This is a genomic window from Clostridium aminobutyricum, from assembly GCF_017255415.1.
GTDB lineage: Bacteria > Bacillota > Clostridia > Peptostreptococcales > Anaerovoracaceae > Aminipila > Aminipila aminobutyrica.
This window is the reverse complement of sequence record NZ_JAFJZZ010000001.1, coordinates 205,403-226,230: the sequence shown is the minus strand read 5'-3', so window position 1 is coordinate 226,230 and position 20,828 is coordinate 205,403. Positions and strand designations below refer to the sequence as shown.

Genomic DNA, 20,828 nt, shown 5'->3' with positions numbered 1-20,828 from the left:
TTTTAATTTATTATACTAATTTACATTTTTTTAGAATTTTAACAAGGACAGTTCCCTTTGGAAGCAATTCCACTTCGCTCGCTTCAATCGCTCTGATTTTCAATAGCATAACACCATAAACACAAGCACCTATACCAATGGAAACAACTGTTGATAAACTATTTCCCAAGAAGCCCGCTGATCCCTTATAGGCCGCAATCACTAAAACAAACATAACGATGCCGCATATCAACGGTTTAAACACCGACAGTTTCAAATCAAAATTGATACCGGTGATTTTTTTCACAGCGATAAAATTTATCATGCCAATCGTAATATATGCTAATGTACTTGCAATCGCTGCCCCTTCTACATTGAGTTCCGGTATTCCTGTCAATACATAGGTAAAGACACATTTTACAATAAATCCAACGAACAGTCCCCACACAGCAACCCCTGGCTTTCCTAGACCTTGCAGTGTACCGGCCATGGTTTGAGCAATGCAAAGAAATACAATACCGATGGCAAGGTAGAATAAACATCCGGCAGAACTCACCGCACTTTCTGCCTGCAGCGGATAAATCAGCTTCATAATTGGTTCAGCCAAAGCCATTAACCCAAATGTGCAAGGAACGCCGATAATCATGGCCGTTCTAAGTCCCAAGCGAACATTCATTTTTAAGAAAGGGATATCATTGATGCTTTTTGCTGCGGCAATAGCCGGCACCATAGAAAGTGCCATAGAAAGTGCCAAAGCCATTGGAATATTAATGACAGGCCCTGCCATTCCGGTCAGCTGACCGTACAATGCATTGGCTTCTTTTGCTGTGAATCCAACCGCCTGAAGTCTCCGCATGATGATCACAACATCCGCGATATTCATAATAGGAAGAATAGAAACTCCTATCGTAATGGGAATTGCAATCGCCGCCAGGGTCTTTAAAATGCTTCTTGCACTTTCTTGATCCGAAGCGTCACTCTTATTGGCTAAATTTAATTTGTGTTTTTTTATTAAGTAGATAATGGCAAGCGTTATCACACCTGCAATCGGGCCAATGCTTGTCCCAACCGTTGCCCCCGCAGCCGCATATTCCAGACCTTTTGGTAAGAGAATCACCGCTAAAACCAATCCGATCGATACGCGAACGGCCTGTTCGATTAACTGAGAAGTTGCGGTAGGGCCCATTTCCTGCATCCCTTGGAAATACCCTCTAAATACCGCCATTATTGGCACGAATAAAAGTGCCGGTGCGATGGAAAGCATCGCCAGATACGCTCCCGGGTTACCCAGTAACGATACAATCTGTTTTGCTCCAAAGAAAAATATGGAGGAGGCGATAATGCCTAATAAAAACATTAAAATAAAAGAAAGTTTAAACACTCTATGAGCTTCATCATGCCTTCCGATTGCAATGCGCTCCGATGTCATTTTGGAGATAGCAGCCGGCGCTCCATTCGTGGAAAATACGAGCAGAAACACATAAATAGGGTACGCTGTCTGGTAATAACCCATACCCTCGTCCCCTATAATATTTCCAAGCGGAATTCTAAAAATGGCGCCCATTACTTGCACCATCAGTCCGGCAACCCCCAATATTGCCGCACCTTTTAAAAATGATTTTTTACTCATCCAATAGCCTCTTTCTGTATGTTCATAAAAGTCGTATGTCACTTCTAATTCGCTATCTGCGTTTTCGGCCCAAATTAGAATAGCCGAAAAAATCGCAGGGCACTCAAAATATATAATAATCACAGTCACCGTTTGTTAAATATGCGATTATTATACCATACAAGCAGTCCCTAAAGAAATAGTTCATTACCTTTGACATTATGTGAAATAAGTATATGTACTTATTTAATTGTTTCAGCATTTATTATACCAAAAAAAACACTTTTGTGTATATGTTTTCTTTGTGAAATTTGTTATACTAAACCTTATATAAAGATAAAACTATTAAATAATAATTAGTACGAGGGCTTAAACATGAATAAATTTGCAAGACCAACCATGCTGATGATTCTAGATGGTTTCGGTATTAATAAAAACACACACGGCAATGCCATTGCTGCCGCCCATAAGCCGCACCTCGATAAGATTTTTGATACGTATCCCCATACTACCCTTAAGGCTTGCGGTCTGGATGTAGGGCTTCCTGAAGGTCAAATGGGAAATTCTGAAGTCGGTCATCTTAATATCGGTGCCGGAAGAATTGTTTATCAAGAACTTACCAAAATAACGAAAGCAATAAAAGAGGGGAGCTTTTTTGAGAATGCAGCATTAAATCAAGCAATGGATCATGCATTGAGTCACGGCTCCGCACTGCACTTGCTGGGACTTTTATCAGATGGTGGTGTTCACAGTCATATCGGACATTTACTTGCCCTACTTGATATGGCGAAGAATAAAGGCATTACACAAGTATACATTCACGGTTTATTGGATGGCAGAGATGTCCCCCCTCAGTGCACACTCATATACATTGCACTGCTTGAAGCTCATATCAATCAGCTCGGACTTGGCAAACTTGCCACCATTGCCGGCAGATATTATGGTATGGACAGAGATAATAGATGGGAACGAGTAGTCAAGGCCTATGACGCCATAGCACTCGGAGAAGGGCTTTATGCAGATTCCGCTACGCTGGCAGTGCAAGCTGCTTACCAAAGAGGTGAAAACGATGAATTCGTCACGCCTACCGTAATAGCTGAAACCCGACCCGTACAAGATAATGATGCGGTCATCATGTTTAATTTCAGGCCGGACAGAGCCAGAGAAATTACGCGCGCCTTTGTTTCGGAGAATTTTGATGGATTCGAGAGGAAGAAAACAATTCAAAACCTTTGCTATGTTTGCATGACGCAGTACGATGCCGAAATGCCAAATGTATTGGTTGCCTTTCCTCCGCAGTCCTTAGATAATACATTGGGTGAATACTTGTCTGAGTTAAATCTTAAACAGCTTCGAATTGCAGAAACGGAAAAATATGCTCACGTCACCTTCTTCTTTAACGGAGGTATCGAAGCACCAAATAAAGGAGAAGACCGAATCCTTGTGCCTTCTCCGAAGGTGGCAACTTACGATCTTCAACCGGAGATGAGCGCCTATGAATTAACAAAGAAAGTGATTGAACAGATTCAAACCGATAAATATGACGTCATTATTTTAAACTTCGCCAACGCGGATATGGTCGGTCATACTGGTGTGTTTGAGGCCGCCAGAAAAGCGATTGAAGCATTGGATCAATGTGTGCCTCAAGTGGTAGATGCTATTCTTGCTAAAAACGGACAAGTCCTTCTGACTGCCGATCATGGAAATGCAGACTGCATGCTGGACGAAAATGGTTGTATCGTTACGGCTCATTCCTTAAACCAAGTTCCGCTGGTTCATATTTCAAAACACCCCATCCCTCTTAAGGATGGCGGTATTTTAGCAGACTTAGCTCCTACTTTACTTGATTTGATGGGATTGCCAATTCCTAAAGAAATGACTGGAAAGAGTCTGATAAAATAATATAAAGCGATTTTTGTATATAAAAAGCAAGCACAACTGATGAATTCATTAGTCATGCTTGCTATTTTTTATTCAATAGGAAATAACGTTTCCTAGCGGAGTGGTAAAGCCACCTTTTTTATGCATACGTACCTCTATACCAAGGTTCTTTCAAGTATTTTTTAAAGATATCCAGTAAGGAAACCGATTCGTCCATTATATAAGAACGTGCGACATTCCCATCTTTATCCCAATCACAACCGTCCCACCAAACAGCTACTTTAATTCGGTTATAATGGGAGATGGTATTAAACATATCGATAACCCATTGGTTTTTATCTCCTCCCATGCTAGCCGAGGCAAACTCCGTAATCATAAGGGGCTGCTGATATCGGCTGGAATAGGTATAATACAAGTTATTGTAGAGTTCGTCAAATTCATGCCATTTTTCACCGGAAGAAGCATAGTAAGTCCCCGTATTATATGCCGTCATACCAATAACATCCACATATTCGTCTCCCGGATAATACATGAGTTCATGATTCCAATTGAAGCCGGGAAAGGAAGCGCAGTTTGGATTCCAAATCCATATTACATTTTGTGCACCCTCTTGTTCAAAGAAACTGTATACATATTTATAAAATTCCTTATAGATCATCGTATCTCTGGAGGTATTATAACTGGAATACGGACACCAATCTCCATTCATCTCATTTCCTAATCGGAATAAAACAGGATGCCCAAATTCCGCTACCACCTGTGCATAATTGGATAGAAAATCATCGTATTCACCGTCTAAGATGTCGTATACCATGTTTCCGTCTGCCTGCCAATTAGTCTGTAAAGTCAGCTCCAACGCCTTTCCATTCGCATATGCCGTGTCTAGCCGTTGCTTTAAATCCGGATGCGCGGTCTTATTGGTGAATTCACTGTAATTCAATAAGATCGGGAATTCATATTCGAAATAATTCTCATAATAGTCCAACATGGTGTAATCATAGCCTGCGGTCTGTGGTTCAAAAATTCCCCAAGTCAATTCGGAATCTAAACCAAAGTATTTATTATAAAATTCTTTCGTTTCATCGTTCCAATTCTTATCATCTACATCGACTGCTTGTGATACCCGCGTATAAGGAGCCATCGTCGGAGTAAACGTTGAGAAAGCATCCAGCAAGTATGTATAACCGCCCATCATGCCAATCGGGTCAGTCGACTTTATAAAAAATGTATAACAATAACTGCCTATCTGAACATCCATGCAAAGGTAATAATTCATATCATTATCTACCCTTGACAGCTTGTCTCTATTCCAAACAACAATATTGGCATTATAACCATTCATGGTCTGCACGCCTTCGTATTCCAGATGGTGATCCGCTGTGTTTGATAAAAATTTATTCGAATAATTAATATATCCTGTCTTACTTGTACCGCTTAAACTTTGTTTATAGATTTCAATTCTTTTATTGCTATTTTCTAGCATAGTTCCTACACTGGAATAGCTCATATCAACCTTCATATTTTTGTCGATATACAAACTATATCCGTCTACGTAATTCGTAAAGTAGTCATAGGTCCCCGTATCGGTCAGACTATATTGTGCCGGGGTGCCCTCTGCTGCGAAAACTGTTGCAGCTGTACTAAACATCATTACTAGCCCAATCATAACTGCTATTATTTTTTTCAAATTTCCTCTTCTCCTCTCAAGCATATTTCTCTAGTTTCATTTGTAACCCCTAATGGTTTATATAAATATGAAATCCCTTTACTCATCAAAAGGTTTGTAACGCGAAACGATTTGTTCCGCTATCCTAATTCCGTCAACAGCGGCCGAAGTAATACCACCTGCGTAGCCTGCGCCTTCTCCTGCCGGATAAATGCCTTTATATTTACTCTGCATCTGTTCATCTCGAATGATCCGAACCGGAGAGGAGCTTCTGGTCTCCACCGCAGTCAATATGGCATTCTCTGCATCAAATCCTTTCAGCTTCCGCCCCAGATAAGGCATCGCTTCCAACAACGCTTCTACCGCGAATTCAGGCAAACTGTTTCTCACATGTTTTCCTTCTTCCGATTCTTGAACAAAATCTCTCCAAAGTGCCTTTGGCGCTTTATAATTTCTTCCGCCCTCTTCAAAAGCTTTTTTTTCATATTTCTCTTGAAATTCTACCCCGGCAAGCGGATGAGAGGAGCCAAAGTCCTCTGTCCTTACATCAACCAGTAATGCACTGTTGGCGTATTTTCCATCTCGGTCATGATAACTCATGCCATTGGTAACCACCCGCCCATCTTGTGAAGACGCAATAATAACCTCTCCCCCCGGGCACATGCAAAAAGTATAGACACCTCTGCCGTTTCCACATCGGTGAGAAAGTTTATAATCGGCCGCCCCTAACTTTTCAAAGGCTTTACCATACTGTGCTTTATTGATTTGTTCTTGAGGATGTTCAATTCGAACGCCTATTGAAAACGGCTTTTGAACCATTTCAAACCCAAGCTCATTCAATACTCTAAACGTGTCTCGGGCACTATGTCCTATGGCCAACACAAGATTTTCTGTTTCAATCCATTCCTGACCGTTGATTTCTACTCCTGCTACTGCGCCGTCTATCAATTTAATATTGGTAAGTTTCGAAGCAAATCGGATTTCCCCGCCCCTTTCAAGAATCTTCTTTCGGATATGGAGTACCACTGTTCTTAATACATCTGTTCCAATATGCGGTTTTTGTTTATATAAAATCTCTTCTCCGCCGCCGGCAGCCACCAATTCTTCCAGTACTTTGCGAATTCGACTATCCTTTATCTGCGTAGTCAATTTCCCGTCGGAAAAAGTTCCTGCTCCTCCTTCTCCGAATTGGACATTGGATTCTTCATTGAGAAGTCCCTCTTTCCAAAAGCGTTCCACATCTTGGACTCGCTTTTCTACCGGATTTCCTCTTTCTATGACCAGAGGTTTATAACCCATTTCCGACAATATCAACGCAGCAAACATTCCGCAGGGACCAAACCCTACTATAACCGGCCGATGATTCAACGTACGGTTTCCTGACTCCACATACTGATATTCGGTTTTTGGTGCCGATTCCAATTTGAGCGCTGAGCCATCTCCCGACACCTCAAAATCCACTGTATAAACCAATTTGATGTCACCCTTGTCTCTTGCATCAATGGATTCTTTTACAATTCGATACTCGGTAATCTGACCTGCACTGCTCCCAATCTTTTTTAAGATTTTTTGAGGAAGTGCGGAGGTCTTTTCTCCGACATCTAACTTAATTTGACTGATTCTATACATCTAATCCCCCATTCTTATGAATCTCTTGCGCCATTCCCCTACCAGCCTTGATTCCTGTCATCCATGCATGCTGCAAATTATATCCTCCGCAAGGTCCGTCATAGTCTACGACCTCACCTGCAAAGAATAAGCCCTGCACAAGCTTGGACTCCATTGATTCAAGATGTATTTCCTGAAGAGATACCCCGCCCGAAGTACATTGAGCGAATTTCCAGCCTTTCCCTCCGATGACGGTATATCTGCTTTTTTTCAATTCTTCTGTCAGTTTTTTAATCTGAGACTCCGAAAGGTACTCTATAGTCAACTCTTCCTGATTTTGAACTCCTGCTTTACTTAGAATAGTTTCAGCCAAAGCCGCAGGCACCAAGGAAAGAAGTATGCCCATTGCCGGTAATCCCGCCATTATTTTTTTTCTGTCCAGCAATAGCTTTTCAAGTTCCTCGTGCTCCGTCTCCGAAGCAAAATCAAGCTCTATTTCATATTGCCGAAAAGCCTGTTCAAGAGAACCATTCATTCCTGTCAATTCCTGCTCTTCCAGTTTTAAGTATCTGCTTACATTAAAAATGCAAATTCCCGAAAGTCCGTCTTCGGTAAATTGCACTTCTCCAAGTTCTTCCACAACATGTTGTCCGTTTTTTAATAAAGTGACCTTACCCTTTGCCCTTACACCCTTCAGGTCTTTTTTAATTCCTTCACAACAAATAGGCATTAAGGCAGGGGCTATCTTTACGACCTCGTGGCCTAAATTCCTCGCAAAACCGTAGCCATCCCCTGTTGTACCAAATTGAGGTGCAGCTTTTCCTCCTGACGCGATCAACAGCTTTTTGCAAGTTGTCGTTCGTTGCTTTTCAGACTGCTCAACCGTCAAAATAAATTCTGTTTCAAGTTCTTTTGCACCAGCAAAATGGAGATGTTTCGGTGCTTTTACTGCTGAAATCACGTTGGCTCCCACAATCACTTCAATGCCGAGCAATTTAAGCTGAGATTCCAGAAGCTCTAAAACCGAAGCCGCTTGTTCACTTTTCGGATACATACGGCCTTCTGCTTCGTGTTTTATCCATATGCCATGCTGATATAAAAATTGTTCCGTAAGCTCAAAATCTTCACATTGATTGTTCGTGATATTGCACCGCCCGTTACCGGTGGCCAATAGCTTTTTCCCCAATGTTTCTTTTTTTTCCAAAATGCAAACGGAAGCCTTCGGGTGGGTTTCTGCCGCGACAATTGCGGCCGTCATTCCCGAAACTCCTCCTCCAATGATACAAATATCATAGCTTGCTCTTATCTGCGAAAGGGGTGCATTATAATCGTTCTGCCTTTTGTCTTTATTTCGTTTTGGTCTCGTCGATTCCATTGTTTTTTATACTCTACCCTTCACAAAAATTTCAAAAGCTCTTTTATATTTAAAGCTCACATAAGAGCGATCGTTGAAACGATTTCATGCCGCTACGTTAATATATCATCTTGTGCTTTCGCTTCTTCCCAAGGGAGCACGTCACCCTCTTCTTTCAAATATTCCAAAAGATCTGAAATGCCTTCTCCCATATAAGAGCTGACCCAGAAGATTTTTTCACAGCCCGCCAGGCGAAGCCACTCTTCTGCCTGTTTTGCATTTGCTTCTTTATGATCTATTTTAGTTACGATACCGATTACTTCCCTTGTTGCAATCGCACACACACAAGGCGGATACAGAGAATAAGGCTCAATAGCACTCAGCAGCAGACCAATGATGTCTGCTTCATAAGAATAAATTTCCAATGCTCCCGCCAATGTATTCGTTTCTGCATATTCTCCCGGCGTATCTATAATCACATCATAATGATTGACATATTGTGTTTTATGATAAGTAATTTTTTCTCCCTTTAAAGCTTGTGTTAATGTGGTCTTCCCAGACTCACTGCGGCCAACAAGCATAATTTTTTTCATAATGCTTTTACCTTCTTGTTATTCTGCACACAGCAAATTCTAATTCATTTTTAAAATAGGAAACGATCTCTTCCATGGCTGTTTCCACTTCCGAAAGTCTTCCGGTTATAATCAATGTACCGCTGAATCGATCCACAAAACCTAAATAGACGTCACCTGCTTTAATAGCGATATCGCTCGCAATAACTGCCGATTCCGGCGGTGTTACATTTAAGATTCCAATAGCCGAATTATCAAAGTCAATATCTGGATTCAAACCTAATTTTTTATAAACAATCGGTCTTGGGCCTCCTATAATGTGCGCTAAAGAAATCTGTTTTCCGGGCACGCTTTCCTGTATAATACGAAGTCTTCCTTCTGAATCTTCCGGTAGTAAATCTCTGATGTCCATCTTTTTTCCTCCATCTTTTTGCCAGTCATATATATGATCTAAAAGGGTAAAATCCTTTTTACGCTTCCTTACAGCAACGCTGAATTTAATCCATTGCGTTCATTATATCATAAAATGATACATTATAAAAATGCAAATTCTTACCGCTTTACGGATTCAATAACTGCCTATATTAGTTATTCACATAACAGAAAAAATTATTTTGCCATTCCAACATTTTCATGTTATCATGTTTAAGCTAATGATGCTATATAATAGAATGATAGCATTAAATTTGACCTAAAATTCTTATCAAAGACTTTCAAGTTATATTAGGAGATAACATATCAAATGTTTAAATTTATAAAATATTTCTTTAATCTTCTCATACTATTCATTATCCTGATCGGTATAGGGGTGGCCTATGCTCGGTATGTGGAGCCCTATCACTTAAAGACGATTAATCTGACGTTGGATGCAAAACAACTAACATCAAATGAATCCGGCTTAAAAATTGCCATTTTTTCGGATACACACTTTAGTGATTGGTATACAGTTGATGATTTCCAGAACGTCGTTTCAATCATTGACGGCAGTTCCCCGGATATGATCTTTTTTGCCGGCGATTTAATTGATTATTACGATCAATATACCGGAGATATTGATGAGATCATAAACAGTCTGTCCGGGTTAAAAGCACCTCTCGGAAAATTTGCCGTATATGGAAATCATGATTACGGCGGCGGTGCAGAATGGAAATACGAAGGAATTATGACGCAAGCAGGTTTCACGGTTTTAAAAGATGAGTATGTTCCCTTTGACCAGCTGCATCTTGCACTGATCGGTATTGACGATATTGTTATCGGAAGCGGCAATCCCGAGATGGCTAGTTGGGGACGTGAAGACTATTATAATATTATCTTATGTCATGAACCGGATGTGGTCGATCAGATGCTTGATTATAACACCAACCTGATGATTTCCGGTCACACCCACGGCGGACAGATTAATCTCCCAGGCTATACGGACAAATTCCTTCCGCCATACGGCGAGCATTATGTAAAAGGTTTATTTGAGTTTGACAACAAGGCTTCCACACAGCTCTACGTTACTTCCGGAGTTGGTATGACCAAACTGCCTTTCCGATTCATGGCACCTCCAGATGTTACTTTTATTACATTGCGACCGTAAAAAAGCTATCGCTGAAACGCGAAGCGAATACGAGTTAAAAGAGCCTCTCAGAGGCTCTTTTTATATATGGGTATGCGCAATGATTATCGCTTCCTCCGCACTTCTAAAAATATTTGCTTCGCCAACTAATTCCACGATTCCTCCCCGCTGCATTTTTTTCAACACTTTCGGCTGAACACTGGTGAACATGACTTCTATCCCATGTTCTCGAAGTGTTTTAATGAGTTCGATCAGACCTTGAACCCCTGTTACATCAATAACGGGTACTCCCCTCATCGATAAAATTAACACTTTGGTATTCTCCAGTTCAGATAGTTGATTTACTATTTTGTCTACTACGGCGAAGAAAATCGTTCCGGTCAAGTAGGCAATCCGCACTTTACTGGAGATTTTGGGTATAAAAATTCCGATTTCTTCCAAACGCTTATTATCAATGTCACTTAAATTAATATCAATGTCGGTCAATCTTACCATGATCAGAATGGAAGAGAAGGCAACTCCAATAATAATAGCCTGCGTCAAATCCAATACGACAGTCGCTCCCATGGTGATAAAGAACTTCGCAATACCTGATTTGAATTTATGATCAAATATAAAATGGATATTTTCCCAGTCATTCATTCTCCAAGCAGTAACTATCAATACGCCTGATAACGCAGAAAGAGGAATGGCAGACATCACCGGTGCTAAGATAAACATGGACAGAAGCAAAATGACAGAATGAATAATGCTGGTTACCCTCGTTCCGGCTCCGGCTTTTATGCCGACACTGGTTCGAGCGATAGCGGCAGTCGCCGGTACTCCTCCAAACAACGGAATCACCATATTTCCGATGCCTTGCGCAATCAGCTCCCTGTCGCCGTTGAGCTTCTCATTCTTCATCTTCCCCGCAGAAGCACCGCAAAGCAAGCTTTCTATCATGGCTAAAGCAGCAATCGACAAGGCTGGGATAAAAAAGTCCCAAATTTGTCCGGATTTTAAGGAATCAAAGGTCAGTCGGTCGTCCAATAATATGGTCTTTGGAATATCCCCCACCACCGCTACATCCAGCTTTAAGTAATAATTAAGAATCAGTATGATTACTAGTGCTGCCAAGGAGGAAGGGATCTTCTCGTTCCATTTTTTAGGCCATATTATCATAAGTATCATCACTAAGAAGCCGATAAACGCCGTCGGTAGGTCGGGGCTAAATCCTTCTGTAAAATAAGATAAGACTTTAGTAATGGCTAAATCGCCTGTTGATTTTACTCGAAACAAGTTATCCAATTGGCCTAAGGCAATAATAATAGCAATTCCGGAAGTAAATCCGGTAATCACTGAAGCCGGAATAAAATAAATCATTCGGCCTAAGCGAAGTATGCCCGCGGCAACAAGCATAACTCCCGCTAAGAAGCAAGCTATCAGAATCCCTTGCATTCCGTATTTTGCCGATAATGTAACTAAAATAGCAGTCATCGCTCCTGTCGGGCCGGATATTTGAAAGGAAGCTCCTGAAAAAGTACCGATCACGATGCCTCCAATAATAGCCGTAACCAGTCCCGCTGCGGCTGTCGCTCCGGAACCCACACCAAACGCAATAGCTAAAGGCAGGGCAACTGCTGCAACGGTCATGCCTGCCATCAAGTCTTTGCTAAATCCGTTTAAGTTGTACCCTTTAAATTCATTTTTCAGATCTTCTGCAAATATCGTTATTAGATTCATTTCGTTTTTCTTTACCCTTTCACTATAGTTCTTCATTTAAAAACAGTAAAAAAGTGCAAAAGATAAAATCCATGATTTTTCTTTGCACCTGTAGACTTTCTGTATTCTATTCGTTTATAACGTTTATAATATAATGTACTTCTAACTAACTTACTCTTCTGTTTGTTTTCTTGCTGCGCGGCATGATTATTCCGAGGGTCAATGTATTTACCCCTTGGATCAAAAAGAATAGTCCGACGAGCATCCCCATCGGCAAACCTTCCAGTGTCGCATTAAAGAAAGAGTAAATCCCTGCAAATAAGCTGATTACAGCTAACATAAACACCCATCTCCAGCCTTTATGTTCTACTTTTTTTAAATCCCAAGAGGCTACCAGTCGATTGCACCCCGAGAATAGTACCCACATTCCGAAGAACATTACTACAATTAAATCTGTTACCAGCTGATTGGATAATACGACCGCACCAAGGATAACGGTAATCCCGGCCTCTACGAGTGCCCATCTCAGATTCGAATCCTTCTCTCGAATCGAAAAGACACTTAGTCCAGCCATTAGTCCGGCAATAACCATAACTAGTCCAACGATGAACGCCAGTGCTGCAAACGTTACTCCTTGATTAATAATGCACCATAATCCGCTTAAAACAAATAATATTCCTGAAATAATTGTAATAATTCTCATTTTTCCCTCCAAGTCCCTTTATGTCTGCTGACCTGCTGCTTGTCCTAGCGAGCCGGTACAACCATCAATTCTGCCACATTCTGTATTCTATTTCCAAACATTTCCAGCAAGCTATTTTGAGTTTTTACCTCGCCGGATTCTCCTAATATCACATGTGAAATCTTATTTTTCTTCACTAAATCCACTAACGTATCAAGAACATGATTTGACCGGACTACCGTTAAATTTGCACCGTATTCCAAGGCTTTCTCATATAAATATTCAAGGGCTTCGCCCTCTTTATTCTTCCCTAAAAACTTCAACTGATCATGCGCTACATGTATGATAAACAGTTCCCCTTCATCGTTTCCAAGAAATTCATGTCCATACTTGATAAGGCGTTCGCACGTTTTTTGCTGCGTAACGCAAACCATAACATTCTTCATAAAAATCCCCCTTTAGCCATTTTATTATATACTAGAATTCGTCTTTTTTCTAGTATAAAATATAAACCGTATAAAGCAACGATCAAGGAGGAAATATGGACAGAACGATTTTACATTGCGATATGAATAGTTTTTTTGCTTCGGTAGAACTTCTTTCACATCCCGAATTAAAACATGTACCAATGGCTGTGAGCGGTTCCCCCGAAAACAGACATGGTATTATTCTTGCAAAAAATGAGCTGGCAAAGCAGTATGGCATTGTCACTGCCGAAACCATCTGGTCAGCGAAGAAAAAATGTCCTGACCTTAAACTGGTTCCTCCTCATCACGAGCAATATAAAAGATATTCCAAACTCATTAACGAAATCTATTATCGCTTTACGGATATGGTCGAGCCTTTTAGTATTGATGAGTCTTGGCTGGATGTCACCGCAAGCCTAAAACTATTCGGGTCAGGAAAAGAGATTGCGGATACAATACGCAAAACAGTAAAATCAGAACTTGGTTTAACACTCTCTGCCGGTGTTTCCTACAATAAAATATTTGCTAAAATGGGCAGTGAATATAAAAAACCGGATGCAACTACCGTCATCTCGCGCGAAAACTATCAAGCTATCCTTTGGCCTCAGGATGTGAATCAGATGTTTTTTGTCGGTACCGCCACCGCAGAGAAACTTCGAAAAACCGGAATACGCACGATAGGAGAACTCGCACAGTCTGACAAATCCTTGCTTCGCGCTCTCTTAGGAAAACATGGCGACATGCTGTATGATTATGCCAATGGTCTTGATGATAGCCCGGTTTCTCACTGTTATGAAAAGCAAAAAATAAAATCCGTCGGAAATGGGATCACTTTTAAACGCAATTTAACGACGATGAATGATATTCAAACTGCATTAATGGCACTTTGCTCTACTGTTTCAGCAAGGCTGCGAAAGTATCAGATGAAAGCGACCGGAGTAAAAGTGGATATCAAAGATCCCTATTTTAAAACGATTTCAAGACAAAAACAACTGGATGCCTCCACTAATATCACAGAAGAGATCTACGCAGCAGCTTTAGAATTGATAGCGGTTTCTTGGTCCATCGGAAATCCGATCCGCTTATTAACGATTACCGGAATCAATTTGGTCGATGAAAATGAACAGGAACAGCTCAGCTTCTTTCATGAAAGAGAGGAAATCAGAAAAAAAGGCGAATCCCTTGATCGAGCGATGGATGCCATTCGAAGCAAGTTCGGCGGGCAATCCATCACATTCGGCGGAATGATTAACAATGATTTGGGATTGGATATTCACGACAATGAAGAATCGGAAGAATCCGATTCGGAATGATATCCCTATTCGTCTAAAAGTTCACTAAAGAATCATTTTATCACTGTTTTTTCCTATTAATTGTTCTTTTCACGTATATTGTCGATTATTGGGGTTTTATACGGCCGATATTTATGGCACAATATAATGGGATTAGTAGGAATATTAAGAAGCAGAGGATAAAAATGGTTATAATTTTAGTTGTTGAAGATTCCGAAAACGATATTTTGCTTTATAAAAATGTATTTCAAAAACTGGAAGGAGTGCAGGTCCTTTATGCTTTGTCCGGAGAGGAAGCGCTGTCTATTGCAAAGCAGGAGGAAATTGATATTTTCATTTTAGATATTGAACTGCCCGGAATAAATGGACTTGACTTGGCGAGAGAAATACGCTCTTTGCCTCATTACGCTTTAACCCTTATTTTATTTATAACAGGCTCAGAAAAAAATCAATTGGAGGCGTTCAAGCAATTTCATTGTTATGATTATATTCTCAAGCCCTTTGGCGTAAATGATTTTGAAACAAAAATAATAACACTGATCAAACAGCTTTCATTAGCAAAACACAAAGTAGCGAGAATAAAAATGCTCTTATACCCGTCGAAAAATAAAGATTTGTTAATTCCCATTCATCAGCTGAAATATGCAGAAGTTTTACATAGACGCTGTTACCTTTATACGGATCTACAGGATGCTCCCTTTGAGAGCAGTAATATAACATTAAAAGAACTCCTGCTAGAGGTCGATGACCCATATTTTATCCAATGCCATAAAGCTTTTGCCGTTAATGTAAAAAAAATCCGAGAAATTGAACAGCTGAATTATAGGCTCTGGCAAATCACGCTTCTAAACACTTCAAATAAATTATATGTCAGCAATAAGTACTATGGTGTAGTTGAAAAACAGTTTAAAGAATGGATTAGGCAAAGAAAGGAGTAGTAAAATGACGTTTACGCAAGATATTTTTGGATCGTTTGTTGAAATGATAAGTACCGTCACACTAATGAATTTATTTAACCAAGAATATTTAAGAAATAAAATCAGACTAATATCTGCTTGTATCGTTATCTCTGTAATAGTAGCTATATTAGATTTATTAGAGACACCTTCTCTATCGTTATTATATTATGTCATAATGATTACGATCTTAAGTATTGCAATAAACCGAAATACATTTCAGATTCTATTTGAGTTAGTCTTCGCCTCTGCATTTCTGACTTTCATCGAATATATTTTAGCGGTGATATTTTATAAAATACAAGGTATTGAATCTTTAACTTTTATTAGTGTATGTATTCAGCTTGTTATCACATTCACAATATGCGCATCATTAGGCTTTAACAGTAAATTGCAAATAAAATTCCAGCTACTTTATGAGAACTATAAAGATGAATGTTACTTAATAGGGTCAACCTTGTTTTGCTTCAGTATGATTGAGGTATTTTTGTGGAAAAGCAATAATGAGATGGTTTTGGGCCAATCTGCCATAATTTCAGCCTACACAGCGATTTGGTTTGCTCTATGTATATATTTGTTAAAAAAATTAATTGAAAACCGACGACAGAAAGAAAATATCCATCTGCATGAGCAGTATATGGAGACCACAGAAAATCTTTTGGATAGCTTATATAGTGACAAACATGATTTTAACAAGCACCTGCAGGCTATCTTAGGGATGTGTCAATTTCAACAGTCCGAAGAGGCCGTCAAAGAAATCCAGCGCTACATTGAAGCCCTGCAAGAAAAATCCTCCAACAAGAAAAAAAGCGCCGTTTCTTTCAACACCGGCAACGGTGTGGTCAATGCCCTGCTTTATTCGAAAGCAAAGGAGGCAGAAAAGCGCGAAGTGCAATTATTTCATTTCCCAAGCGGGATATTCCCGGTATTTCCCTGCGAGCAGTATGAATTGGTTCAAATCATCGGAAATCTATTGGACAATGCCTTTGAATACGTGGAGGGATTGGAAAAGGAACAGCGTATCGTCGTACTGTTCATCGGAGAGCAGGAAAATCAAAAACAAATTGAAGTGAGAAATACTTATTGTGAGGAAAAAAACCGGACAATAAGTATTTCTCAAACTGCTAAGCTCGGTGAAAGACGAGGCTACGGGTTAAAAAACGTCCGGGCCATCGCCTCCAAATACCACGGAAAATTAAATATTTTCCAAGAAGAAAACGAATTTGTGGTTGAGGTGTTATTTTAGTAATTCTTTCGGACAATCCGGCTCCCCATGATGAGAAATAGATGCGGCGGAAATCGTCGTCGTCGCTACACCAATTAAAAATAATGCCGTTGAACTCATGAATGCTCTTTTCAGTTTTTGAAACATGTTAAACCACCCTTTCTTTTGTGTACCCTTATAAACAATAACTCCGTAGCGTGTAACGCTAAAGCCCATATGCACATGCCGATAATTGCTTGATTTTCTATAGAAGACAGCAAGATAAAAGTAAATATAACAAGGTAGATAAGCGAAAAGTATTTGTTCTGCAGATACTTTTTTCTGCTTATGATAGGTCGTTTCTCAGAAGGCGCTAAGGGGCAAACAGCAATCGTTAAAATGCTAAGCCCTAAAACAGAGTATAAAAAAGTCAATTCTACTTTTAACAAAGGAAGCAAACATACGGCAACCAAAAAATAACCTAAGCTGAATAAAAAACAGGGAATATTCCTTTGAAAATGAATTCCGCCAGTGCTGAGTCGGATTGGAAGAATTAACAACATAACCATCAAAAACGGCTTTAATTGTCCCAGCAAAGCGAAAATACAGATTAAAAGAATCGTTTTGATCAGCTCATCTTTTAAGACAGCCAGCGCATATCGTATTTTTACGATGTCTAATCCGTTTGCGATGTTTTCTTCTTGCAATTTTGAAATATAAGCTTCAGAAATGCTTTTCATATACCTACCTTTTTATATTACCAACTTTTTTATGATATGTGCTTTTAAGACAATCATATTTCTTTCCAAAAAAAAATCAACAAGTTAAGCACGAGTTGTTGTCTGGACAACCTGAAATGTGCAAATTTCAGATTTGATATCACGCAGACAACAACGTACTCAAAGTTGATTTATAAGATATAGGCAGCAAATAGCAGATATACAGCTTTTGAGTCTTTACTCAAAATATAAGAAAGACGTTTTCTTGAGCTCTGTCGTGCTGTATAGTACTTCATAATCGTAGACTTCAATGCTATTCGCAACTTTTTTAATAACCGTTTCGCATTCTTCTTTCGTTCGGGCATGGATCATTGTATATACGTTATACGGCCAGTTCGGACAGACTTTTCTCTGATAACAATGGCTAATTTCACTGTGCAGGATCAGCTTTTTACCCGACTCTTGGACCTGATCTTCCGGAATCGCCCAAACAACCATCGCATTGGCTTGAAATCCAACATTCCGATGATTTAAAACTGCTCCGATCCGGCGGATAATCCCTTTTTCCAACATGATTTCTATTCTTTTCAGCAACTCTGTTTCATCTATTTCCAATTGGTCTGCAATGAATTGATACGGTTTTTGGGTAATGGGCAATTCCGTCTGAATACAGCGGATAATTGACTTATCCAGTTCGTCCACAATTTTCTTCCTTTCTCTCCTTTTTTGAAACAGCCTCCATCTAACGTTCCTTAGGGAGGTTTGTTATCATGCAGCATTATATCGAATCAGTCAATTGAAAGTTTACATTGATCTTAAAAACATTTTCGGCTTGTAAACTCAAAATCTCATCTACTCTTGTCTTTTCTTTGATTTCGTTTATCGTTGATTCCAACGCTTCTTGGGAAGATTCCATCAGCGTAAACCACATATTATAGGTATGGTCACGGATATAATTATGCGTAACCCCTTTATAAGAATTAATGACTTTCGAAATTTCCGGGATTCGATCAGCAGGTGCTTTTAGTGCACATAACGTACTATGGTATCCCAGTTTTTTTGAATTAAAAACCCCTCCGAGCTTTCTGATATGCCCGTTTGCTTTCAACTTCTTAACTCGGTCAATTACCTCATCCTCTGTTATCTGCAACCGTTCAGCTAAAATCATATAGGGTCTTGAATGAACCGGAAAGTTTCGTTGTATTAAATTTAACAGTTCTTTATCTTTCTCGTCCATAAACCGTCACGCTTCCCTTCCTGCGCTTATGGCGCACCATGGTTCTTCTGCCATAAAGTCCCCTTTGTTATATACGGCCGCTCTCGCTCTGCAACCTCCGCATAGATCTTTATACCCGCAGCTCCCGCAGCTTCCGTTATACTGTAAGGTTCGCAGCTCCTTTAAAATCGGATTGTTCAACCATATTTCACTGAATGGGATCTCTTTTACATTTCCTATATAATTTTTTATGTATGCGCACGGCTGCACATCCCCTTTAGGACTTATAATGCAGTAACTAATTCCAGCTAAGCAGCCTCTTGAATAACGTACTGCTACACCAAGCTCTTTGGCAATGCGCATGAATTGCGGGGCACAAGTCGGCTTTAATTCAATAGGTACTTCCTGCTGCTTTTTCATTATATTAGTAATCAAATCTTCATATTCCATTGCGCGAAGGGATTCTTCTTCCATGTTTTGAGCTCTTCCGGTCGGTACCATAAAGAATATATGATGACCCTTTGCTCCTATTTTGACTGCGAAGTCCGTTATGTCAAGGATTTCTTTTTGATTCCAGTTCATGACGGTCGTATGTATCTGAAACGGCAGTCCAGCTTTTCGACAGTTTTCCATCCCTTCTACAGCCTCTTCCCATGCGTTTGGATATCCACGGAAATCATTATGTTTCTCTGCATTTAAACTATCCAGGCTTATCCCCATAGCCATAGCACCTTTTTCTTTTAATTTCAATGCCGTATTGTAATCGATCAGAGAACCGTTTGTACCAAAGACCGGCCTTAATTTAAGCTGTACAGCATGTTCTACCAGTTCAAAAATATCTGGTCTCATCAGAGGCTCCCCGCCTGAAAAAATAATCATTTTAAACCCGGCTTTCGCCATTTCATTTAAAAGTTCTTTTCCCTGCTGCGTTGTCAGCTCAGAATTTTCTAAACACCCTGAATCACGGTAACAGTGCTTACAATACATATTGCACTGATTGGTTGTATTCCACGAAACAATCATACTGGCTCCTCCATTATAAAATCCTTCTGTCCTTCTTTATACAAGGCCTGCATTTTCATTCACTCCAATTTCAGCGTTCGTCAAATAACAGGCGGGATCGGATGCCCAAAAGTCCCCTGTGACAGCCTCTGCTCTTGATCTGAAATTTCCGTTACAGACCTCTTTCCAGTTGCAGTATCCACAGCGGCCTTTTAACAGCTGTTTTCTGTCTTTCAGTCCCACCATAATCGGATTGGATGTATCCGTCCATATTTTATCAAAATCCTTTTCTCGCACATTTCCTAATACATGCTGCGGTGTAAACTGATCGGGATGGACATATCCCTGATAATCTACACTGCCGATAGCGATTCCTGATCGATTTCCGCCATTCATACGAAGAAGTTCAAGGATTCTTTCTGCTTGTTTGGGATCCCGCTCTTTCATTTTTAAAGCCATATAGACTGCATCCGCATGGTTATCCACTGTCAATATTTCAGTTTGACTGCCAAGTTCCTTGGCTTTACGCATAATTAAATCCATCACATGACGTGTCTCCTCATGAGAAATATCCCCATTCATGAGCGTATTGCCTCGTCCTGAATAAACCAAATGATAAAAACAGACTCTCGGAATCTTCTCTTGTGAAATAAAATGGAATATATCTTCTAGCTGATCCACGGTATCACGGCTGATTGTAAAGCGAAGTCCGACCTTTTGCCCTACATCCAAACAGTTTCGTATCCCCCTTACGGCCATTTCAAAACTTCCCTGTGAGCCTCTAAAGGTATCGTGTTGTTGTCCGATCCCGTCAATGCTGATTCCTACATATCCCACATTATTTTTCTTTAAATTGTTAGCCACTTCTTTATCGATTAAGGTCCCATTCGTTGAAATGGTTGTTCGGATATGGTACTGTTGGCTGTATCGGATCAATTCCATCAAGTCCTCTCTCATCAGGGGCTCTCCACCTGATAACAGCAATACCGGGACATGAAACTTCCCAAAATTGTCAATCATTCTTTTCGCTTCTTGGGTTGTGAGCTCTCCGGAGTAGATTCTGCTATCTGAGTTTGAATAGCAATGTTTGCACTTCAAGTTGCAGGTTCTCGTGCAGTTCCATACAACCACCGGACCATTTCCCGTACTGACACCATTTTTCTGACTGCTTGCGGTATGGGTATATCTCAGCTTATCCCCAAAATGTTCCCCGCCGCACAATAATTTAGTTACACCTATCATCTATTTTTTCCATCCTTGTATTCTCTTATCTCCATATCTTGTAAAAAAAGCCTCTGCGAGGCGCTTATAACTCCCATTCGGTCGCATTGTAGTCGTAGCCTTTTATGAAACTCCGTC

20 protein-coding genes are annotated in these 20,828 nt (G+C 40.1%); 5 read left to right on the top strand and 15 right to left on the bottom strand.

All coding sequences use genetic code 11. The features are described from left to right. Positions 1-10 precede the first annotated feature (10 nt). Complete coding sequence (locus JYB65_RS01115) at positions 11-1,609, bottom strand: putative polysaccharide biosynthesis protein (RefSeq protein WP_206580741.1); 1,599 nt, start codon at positions 1,607-1,609, stop codon at positions 11-13. Between the two features lie 354 nt (positions 1,610-1,963). Here JYB65_RS01115 and gpmI point away from each other — a divergent pair, with 354 nt between their 5' ends. Beyond that, positions 1,964-3,490: a 2,3-bisphosphoglycerate-independent phosphoglycerate mutase gene (gpmI, locus tag JYB65_RS01110; protein WP_206580740.1), complete on the top strand. Its 1,527-nt coding sequence runs from the start codon at positions 1,964-1,966 to the stop codon at positions 3,488-3,490. Positions 3,491-3,608: 118 nt separating this feature from the next. Here gpmI and JYB65_RS01105 read toward each other — a convergent pair whose 3' ends face one another. From JYB65_RS01105 to JYB65_RS01085, 5 genes are all read right to left on the bottom strand, one after another. Then, a complete protein-coding gene (locus JYB65_RS01105; protein ID WP_206580739.1) occupies positions 3,609-5,156 on the bottom strand; it encodes a glycoside hydrolase family 26 protein in 1,548 nt (515 codons plus the stop codon). Positions 5,157-5,234: 78 nt separating this feature from the next. Beyond that, positions 5,235-6,764, bottom strand: coding sequence for an NAD(P)/FAD-dependent oxidoreductase (locus JYB65_RS01100; protein WP_206580738.1), 1,530 nt, complete (start codon positions 6,762-6,764; stop codon positions 5,235-5,237). Continuing rightward, complete coding sequence (locus tag JYB65_RS01095; RefSeq protein WP_206580737.1) at positions 6,757-8,118, bottom strand: aminoacetone oxidase family FAD-binding enzyme; 1,362 nt, start codon at positions 8,116-8,118, stop codon at positions 6,757-6,759. The genes JYB65_RS01100 and JYB65_RS01095 overlap by 8 nt, the downstream gene beginning before the upstream one ends. A 92-nt stretch (positions 8,119-8,210) precedes the next feature. Next, positions 8,211-8,690: a EutP/PduV family microcompartment system protein gene (locus tag JYB65_RS01090; RefSeq protein WP_206580736.1), complete on the bottom strand. Its 480-nt coding sequence runs from the start codon at positions 8,688-8,690 to the stop codon at positions 8,211-8,213. Between the two features lie 7 nt (positions 8,691-8,697). After that, the gene (locus JYB65_RS01085; protein ID WP_206580735.1) at positions 8,698-9,081 is read right to left on the bottom strand and encodes a BMC domain-containing protein; all 384 of its coding nucleotides are present in this window, start codon (positions 9,079-9,081) and stop codon (positions 8,698-8,700) included. Positions 9,082-9,411: 330 nt separating this feature from the next. Here JYB65_RS01085 and JYB65_RS01080 point away from each other — a divergent pair, with 330 nt between their 5' ends. Then, positions 9,412-10,251 (top strand): metallophosphoesterase, encoded by an 840-nt coding sequence (locus JYB65_RS01080; RefSeq protein ID WP_206580734.1) that lies wholly within the window; start codon positions 9,412-9,414, stop codon positions 10,249-10,251. 60 nt (positions 10,252-10,311) lie between these two features. On the opposite strand, the gene JYB65_RS01075 is transcribed toward JYB65_RS01080, so the two are convergent. From JYB65_RS01075 to JYB65_RS01065, 3 genes are all read right to left on the bottom strand, one after another. Then, the gene (locus JYB65_RS01075; protein ID WP_206580733.1) at positions 10,312-11,952 is read right to left on the bottom strand and encodes a SulP family inorganic anion transporter; all 1,641 of its coding nucleotides are present in this window, start codon (positions 11,950-11,952) and stop codon (positions 10,312-10,314) included. A gap of 145 nt (positions 11,953-12,097) precedes the next feature. Further along, the gene (locus JYB65_RS01070) at positions 12,098-12,634 is read right to left on the bottom strand and encodes an HdeD family acid-resistance protein (RefSeq protein ID WP_206580732.1); all 537 of its coding nucleotides are present in this window, start codon (positions 12,632-12,634) and stop codon (positions 12,098-12,100) included. 44 nt (positions 12,635-12,678) lie between these two features. After that, positions 12,679-13,059 carry a universal stress protein gene (locus JYB65_RS01065; protein WP_206580731.1) on the bottom strand — a complete coding sequence of 127 codons (381 nt, stop codon included), beginning with the start codon at positions 13,057-13,059 and terminating at the stop codon, positions 12,679-12,681. A 95-nt stretch (positions 13,060-13,154) separates the two neighbouring features. Between JYB65_RS01065 and dinB the strand changes: the two genes are divergently transcribed. From dinB to JYB65_RS01050, 3 genes are all read left to right on the top strand, one after another. Next, positions 13,155-14,393 carry a DNA polymerase IV gene (gene dinB / locus JYB65_RS01060; RefSeq protein WP_206580730.1) on the top strand — a complete coding sequence of 413 codons (1,239 nt, stop codon included), beginning with the start codon at positions 13,155-13,157 and terminating at the stop codon, positions 14,391-14,393. A gap of 164 nt (positions 14,394-14,557) precedes the next feature. Further along, positions 14,558-15,310 carry a LytR/AlgR family response regulator transcription factor gene (locus JYB65_RS01055; protein ID WP_206580729.1) on the top strand — a complete coding sequence of 251 codons (753 nt, stop codon included), beginning with the start codon at positions 14,558-14,560 and terminating at the stop codon, positions 15,308-15,310. A gap of 4 nt (positions 15,311-15,314) precedes the next feature. Beyond that, entirely contained in the window at positions 15,315-16,574 is a 1,260-nt protein-coding gene (locus JYB65_RS01050; protein ID WP_206580728.1) for a sensor histidine kinase, read from the top strand. Here JYB65_RS01050 and JYB65_RS01045 read toward each other — a convergent pair. From JYB65_RS01045 to nirJ1, 6 genes are all read right to left on the bottom strand, one after another. Continuing rightward, the gene (locus JYB65_RS01045) at positions 16,566-16,700 is read right to left on the bottom strand and encodes an AgrD family cyclic lactone autoinducer peptide (RefSeq protein ID WP_206580727.1); all 135 of its coding nucleotides are present in this window, start codon (positions 16,698-16,700) and stop codon (positions 16,566-16,568) included. The genes JYB65_RS01050 and JYB65_RS01045 overlap by 9 nt on opposite strands. After that, complete coding sequence (locus JYB65_RS01040; protein WP_206580726.1) at positions 16,685-17,272, bottom strand: accessory gene regulator ArgB-like protein; 588 nt, start codon at positions 17,270-17,272, stop codon at positions 16,685-16,687. Before JYB65_RS01040 ends, JYB65_RS01045 begins: the two co-directional genes overlap by 16 nt. 216 nt (positions 17,273-17,488) lie before the next feature. After that, positions 17,489-17,953 carry a siroheme decarboxylase subunit beta gene (gene ahbB / locus JYB65_RS01035; RefSeq protein ID WP_342366607.1) on the bottom strand — a complete coding sequence of 155 codons (465 nt, stop codon included), beginning with the start codon at positions 17,951-17,953 and terminating at the stop codon, positions 17,489-17,491. A 76-nt stretch (positions 17,954-18,029) separates the two neighbouring features. Next, positions 18,030-18,488 (bottom strand): siroheme decarboxylase subunit alpha, encoded by a 459-nt coding sequence (gene ahbA / locus JYB65_RS01030; RefSeq protein ID WP_206580725.1) that lies wholly within the window; start codon positions 18,486-18,488, stop codon positions 18,030-18,032. Between the two features lie 6 nt (positions 18,489-18,494). After that, a complete protein-coding gene (nirJ2, locus tag JYB65_RS01025) occupies positions 18,495-19,490 on the bottom strand; it encodes a putative heme d1 biosynthesis radical SAM protein NirJ2 (protein ID WP_206580724.1) in 996 nt (331 codons plus the stop codon). A gap of 36 nt (positions 19,491-19,526) precedes the next feature. Further along, the gene (gene nirJ1, locus JYB65_RS01020) at positions 19,527-20,711 is read right to left on the bottom strand and encodes a putative heme d1 biosynthesis radical SAM protein NirJ1 (RefSeq protein WP_206580723.1); all 1,185 of its coding nucleotides are present in this window, start codon (positions 20,709-20,711) and stop codon (positions 19,527-19,529) included. Between the last annotated feature and the right edge of the window lie 117 nt (positions 20,712-20,828).

Excerpts from the sequence above, each read along its gene's own strand:
- JYB65_RS01090 (WP_206580736.1), bottom strand. The coding sequence starts at position 8,690 with ATGAAAAAAATTATGCTTGTTGGCCGCAGTGAGTCTGGGAAGACCACA.
- JYB65_RS01095 (WP_206580737.1), bottom strand. The coding sequence starts at position 8,118 with ATGGAATCGACGAGACCAAAACGAAATAAAGACAAAAGGCAGAACGAT.
- JYB65_RS01075 (WP_206580733.1), bottom strand. The coding sequence starts at position 11,952 with ATGAATCTAATAACGATATTTGCAGAAGATCTGAAAAATGAATTTAAA.
- JYB65_RS01055 (WP_206580729.1), top strand. The coding sequence starts at position 14,558 with ATGGTTATAATTTTAGTTGTTGAAGATTCCGAAAACGATATTTTGCTT.
- JYB65_RS01065 (WP_206580731.1), bottom strand. The coding sequence starts at position 13,059 with ATGAAGAATGTTATGGTTTGCGTTACGCAGCAAAAAACGTGCGAACGC.
- JYB65_RS01080 (WP_206580734.1), top strand. The coding sequence starts at position 9,412 with ATGTTTAAATTTATAAAATATTTCTTTAATCTTCTCATACTATTCATT.
- JYB65_RS01045 (WP_206580727.1), bottom strand. The coding sequence starts at position 16,700 with ATGTTTCAAAAACTGAAAAGAGCATTCATGAGTTCAACGGCATTATTT.
- ahbA (WP_206580725.1), bottom strand. The coding sequence starts at position 18,488 with ATGGACGAGAAAGATAAAGAACTGTTAAATTTAATACAACGAAACTTT.
- JYB65_RS01085 (WP_206580735.1), bottom strand. The coding sequence starts at position 9,081 with ATGGACATCAGAGATTTACTACCGGAAGATTCAGAAGGAAGACTTCGT.
- JYB65_RS01040 (WP_206580726.1), bottom strand. The coding sequence starts at position 17,272 with ATGAAAAGCATTTCTGAAGCTTATATTTCAAAATTGCAAGAAGAAAAC.
- nirJ1 (WP_206580723.1), bottom strand. The coding sequence starts at position 20,711 with ATGATAGGTGTAACTAAATTATTGTGCGGCGGGGAACATTTTGGGGAT.
- dinB (WP_206580730.1), top strand. The coding sequence starts at position 13,155 with ATGGACAGAACGATTTTACATTGCGATATGAATAGTTTTTTTGCTTCG.
- JYB65_RS01100 (WP_206580738.1), bottom strand. The coding sequence starts at position 6,764 with ATGTATAGAATCAGTCAAATTAAGTTAGATGTCGGAGAAAAGACCTCC.
- JYB65_RS01115 (WP_206580741.1), bottom strand. The coding sequence starts at position 1,609 with ATGAGTAAAAAATCATTTTTAAAAGGTGCGGCAATATTGGGGGTTGCC.
- JYB65_RS01070 (WP_206580732.1), bottom strand. The coding sequence starts at position 12,634 with ATGAGAATTATTACAATTATTTCAGGAATATTATTTGTTTTAAGCGGA.
- JYB65_RS01050 (WP_206580728.1), top strand. The coding sequence starts at position 15,315 with ATGACGTTTACGCAAGATATTTTTGGATCGTTTGTTGAAATGATAAGT.
- nirJ2 (WP_206580724.1), bottom strand. The coding sequence starts at position 19,490 with ATGATTGTTTCGTGGAATACAACCAATCAGTGCAATATGTATTGTAAG.
- gpmI (WP_206580740.1), top strand. The coding sequence starts at position 1,964 with ATGAATAAATTTGCAAGACCAACCATGCTGATGATTCTAGATGGTTTC.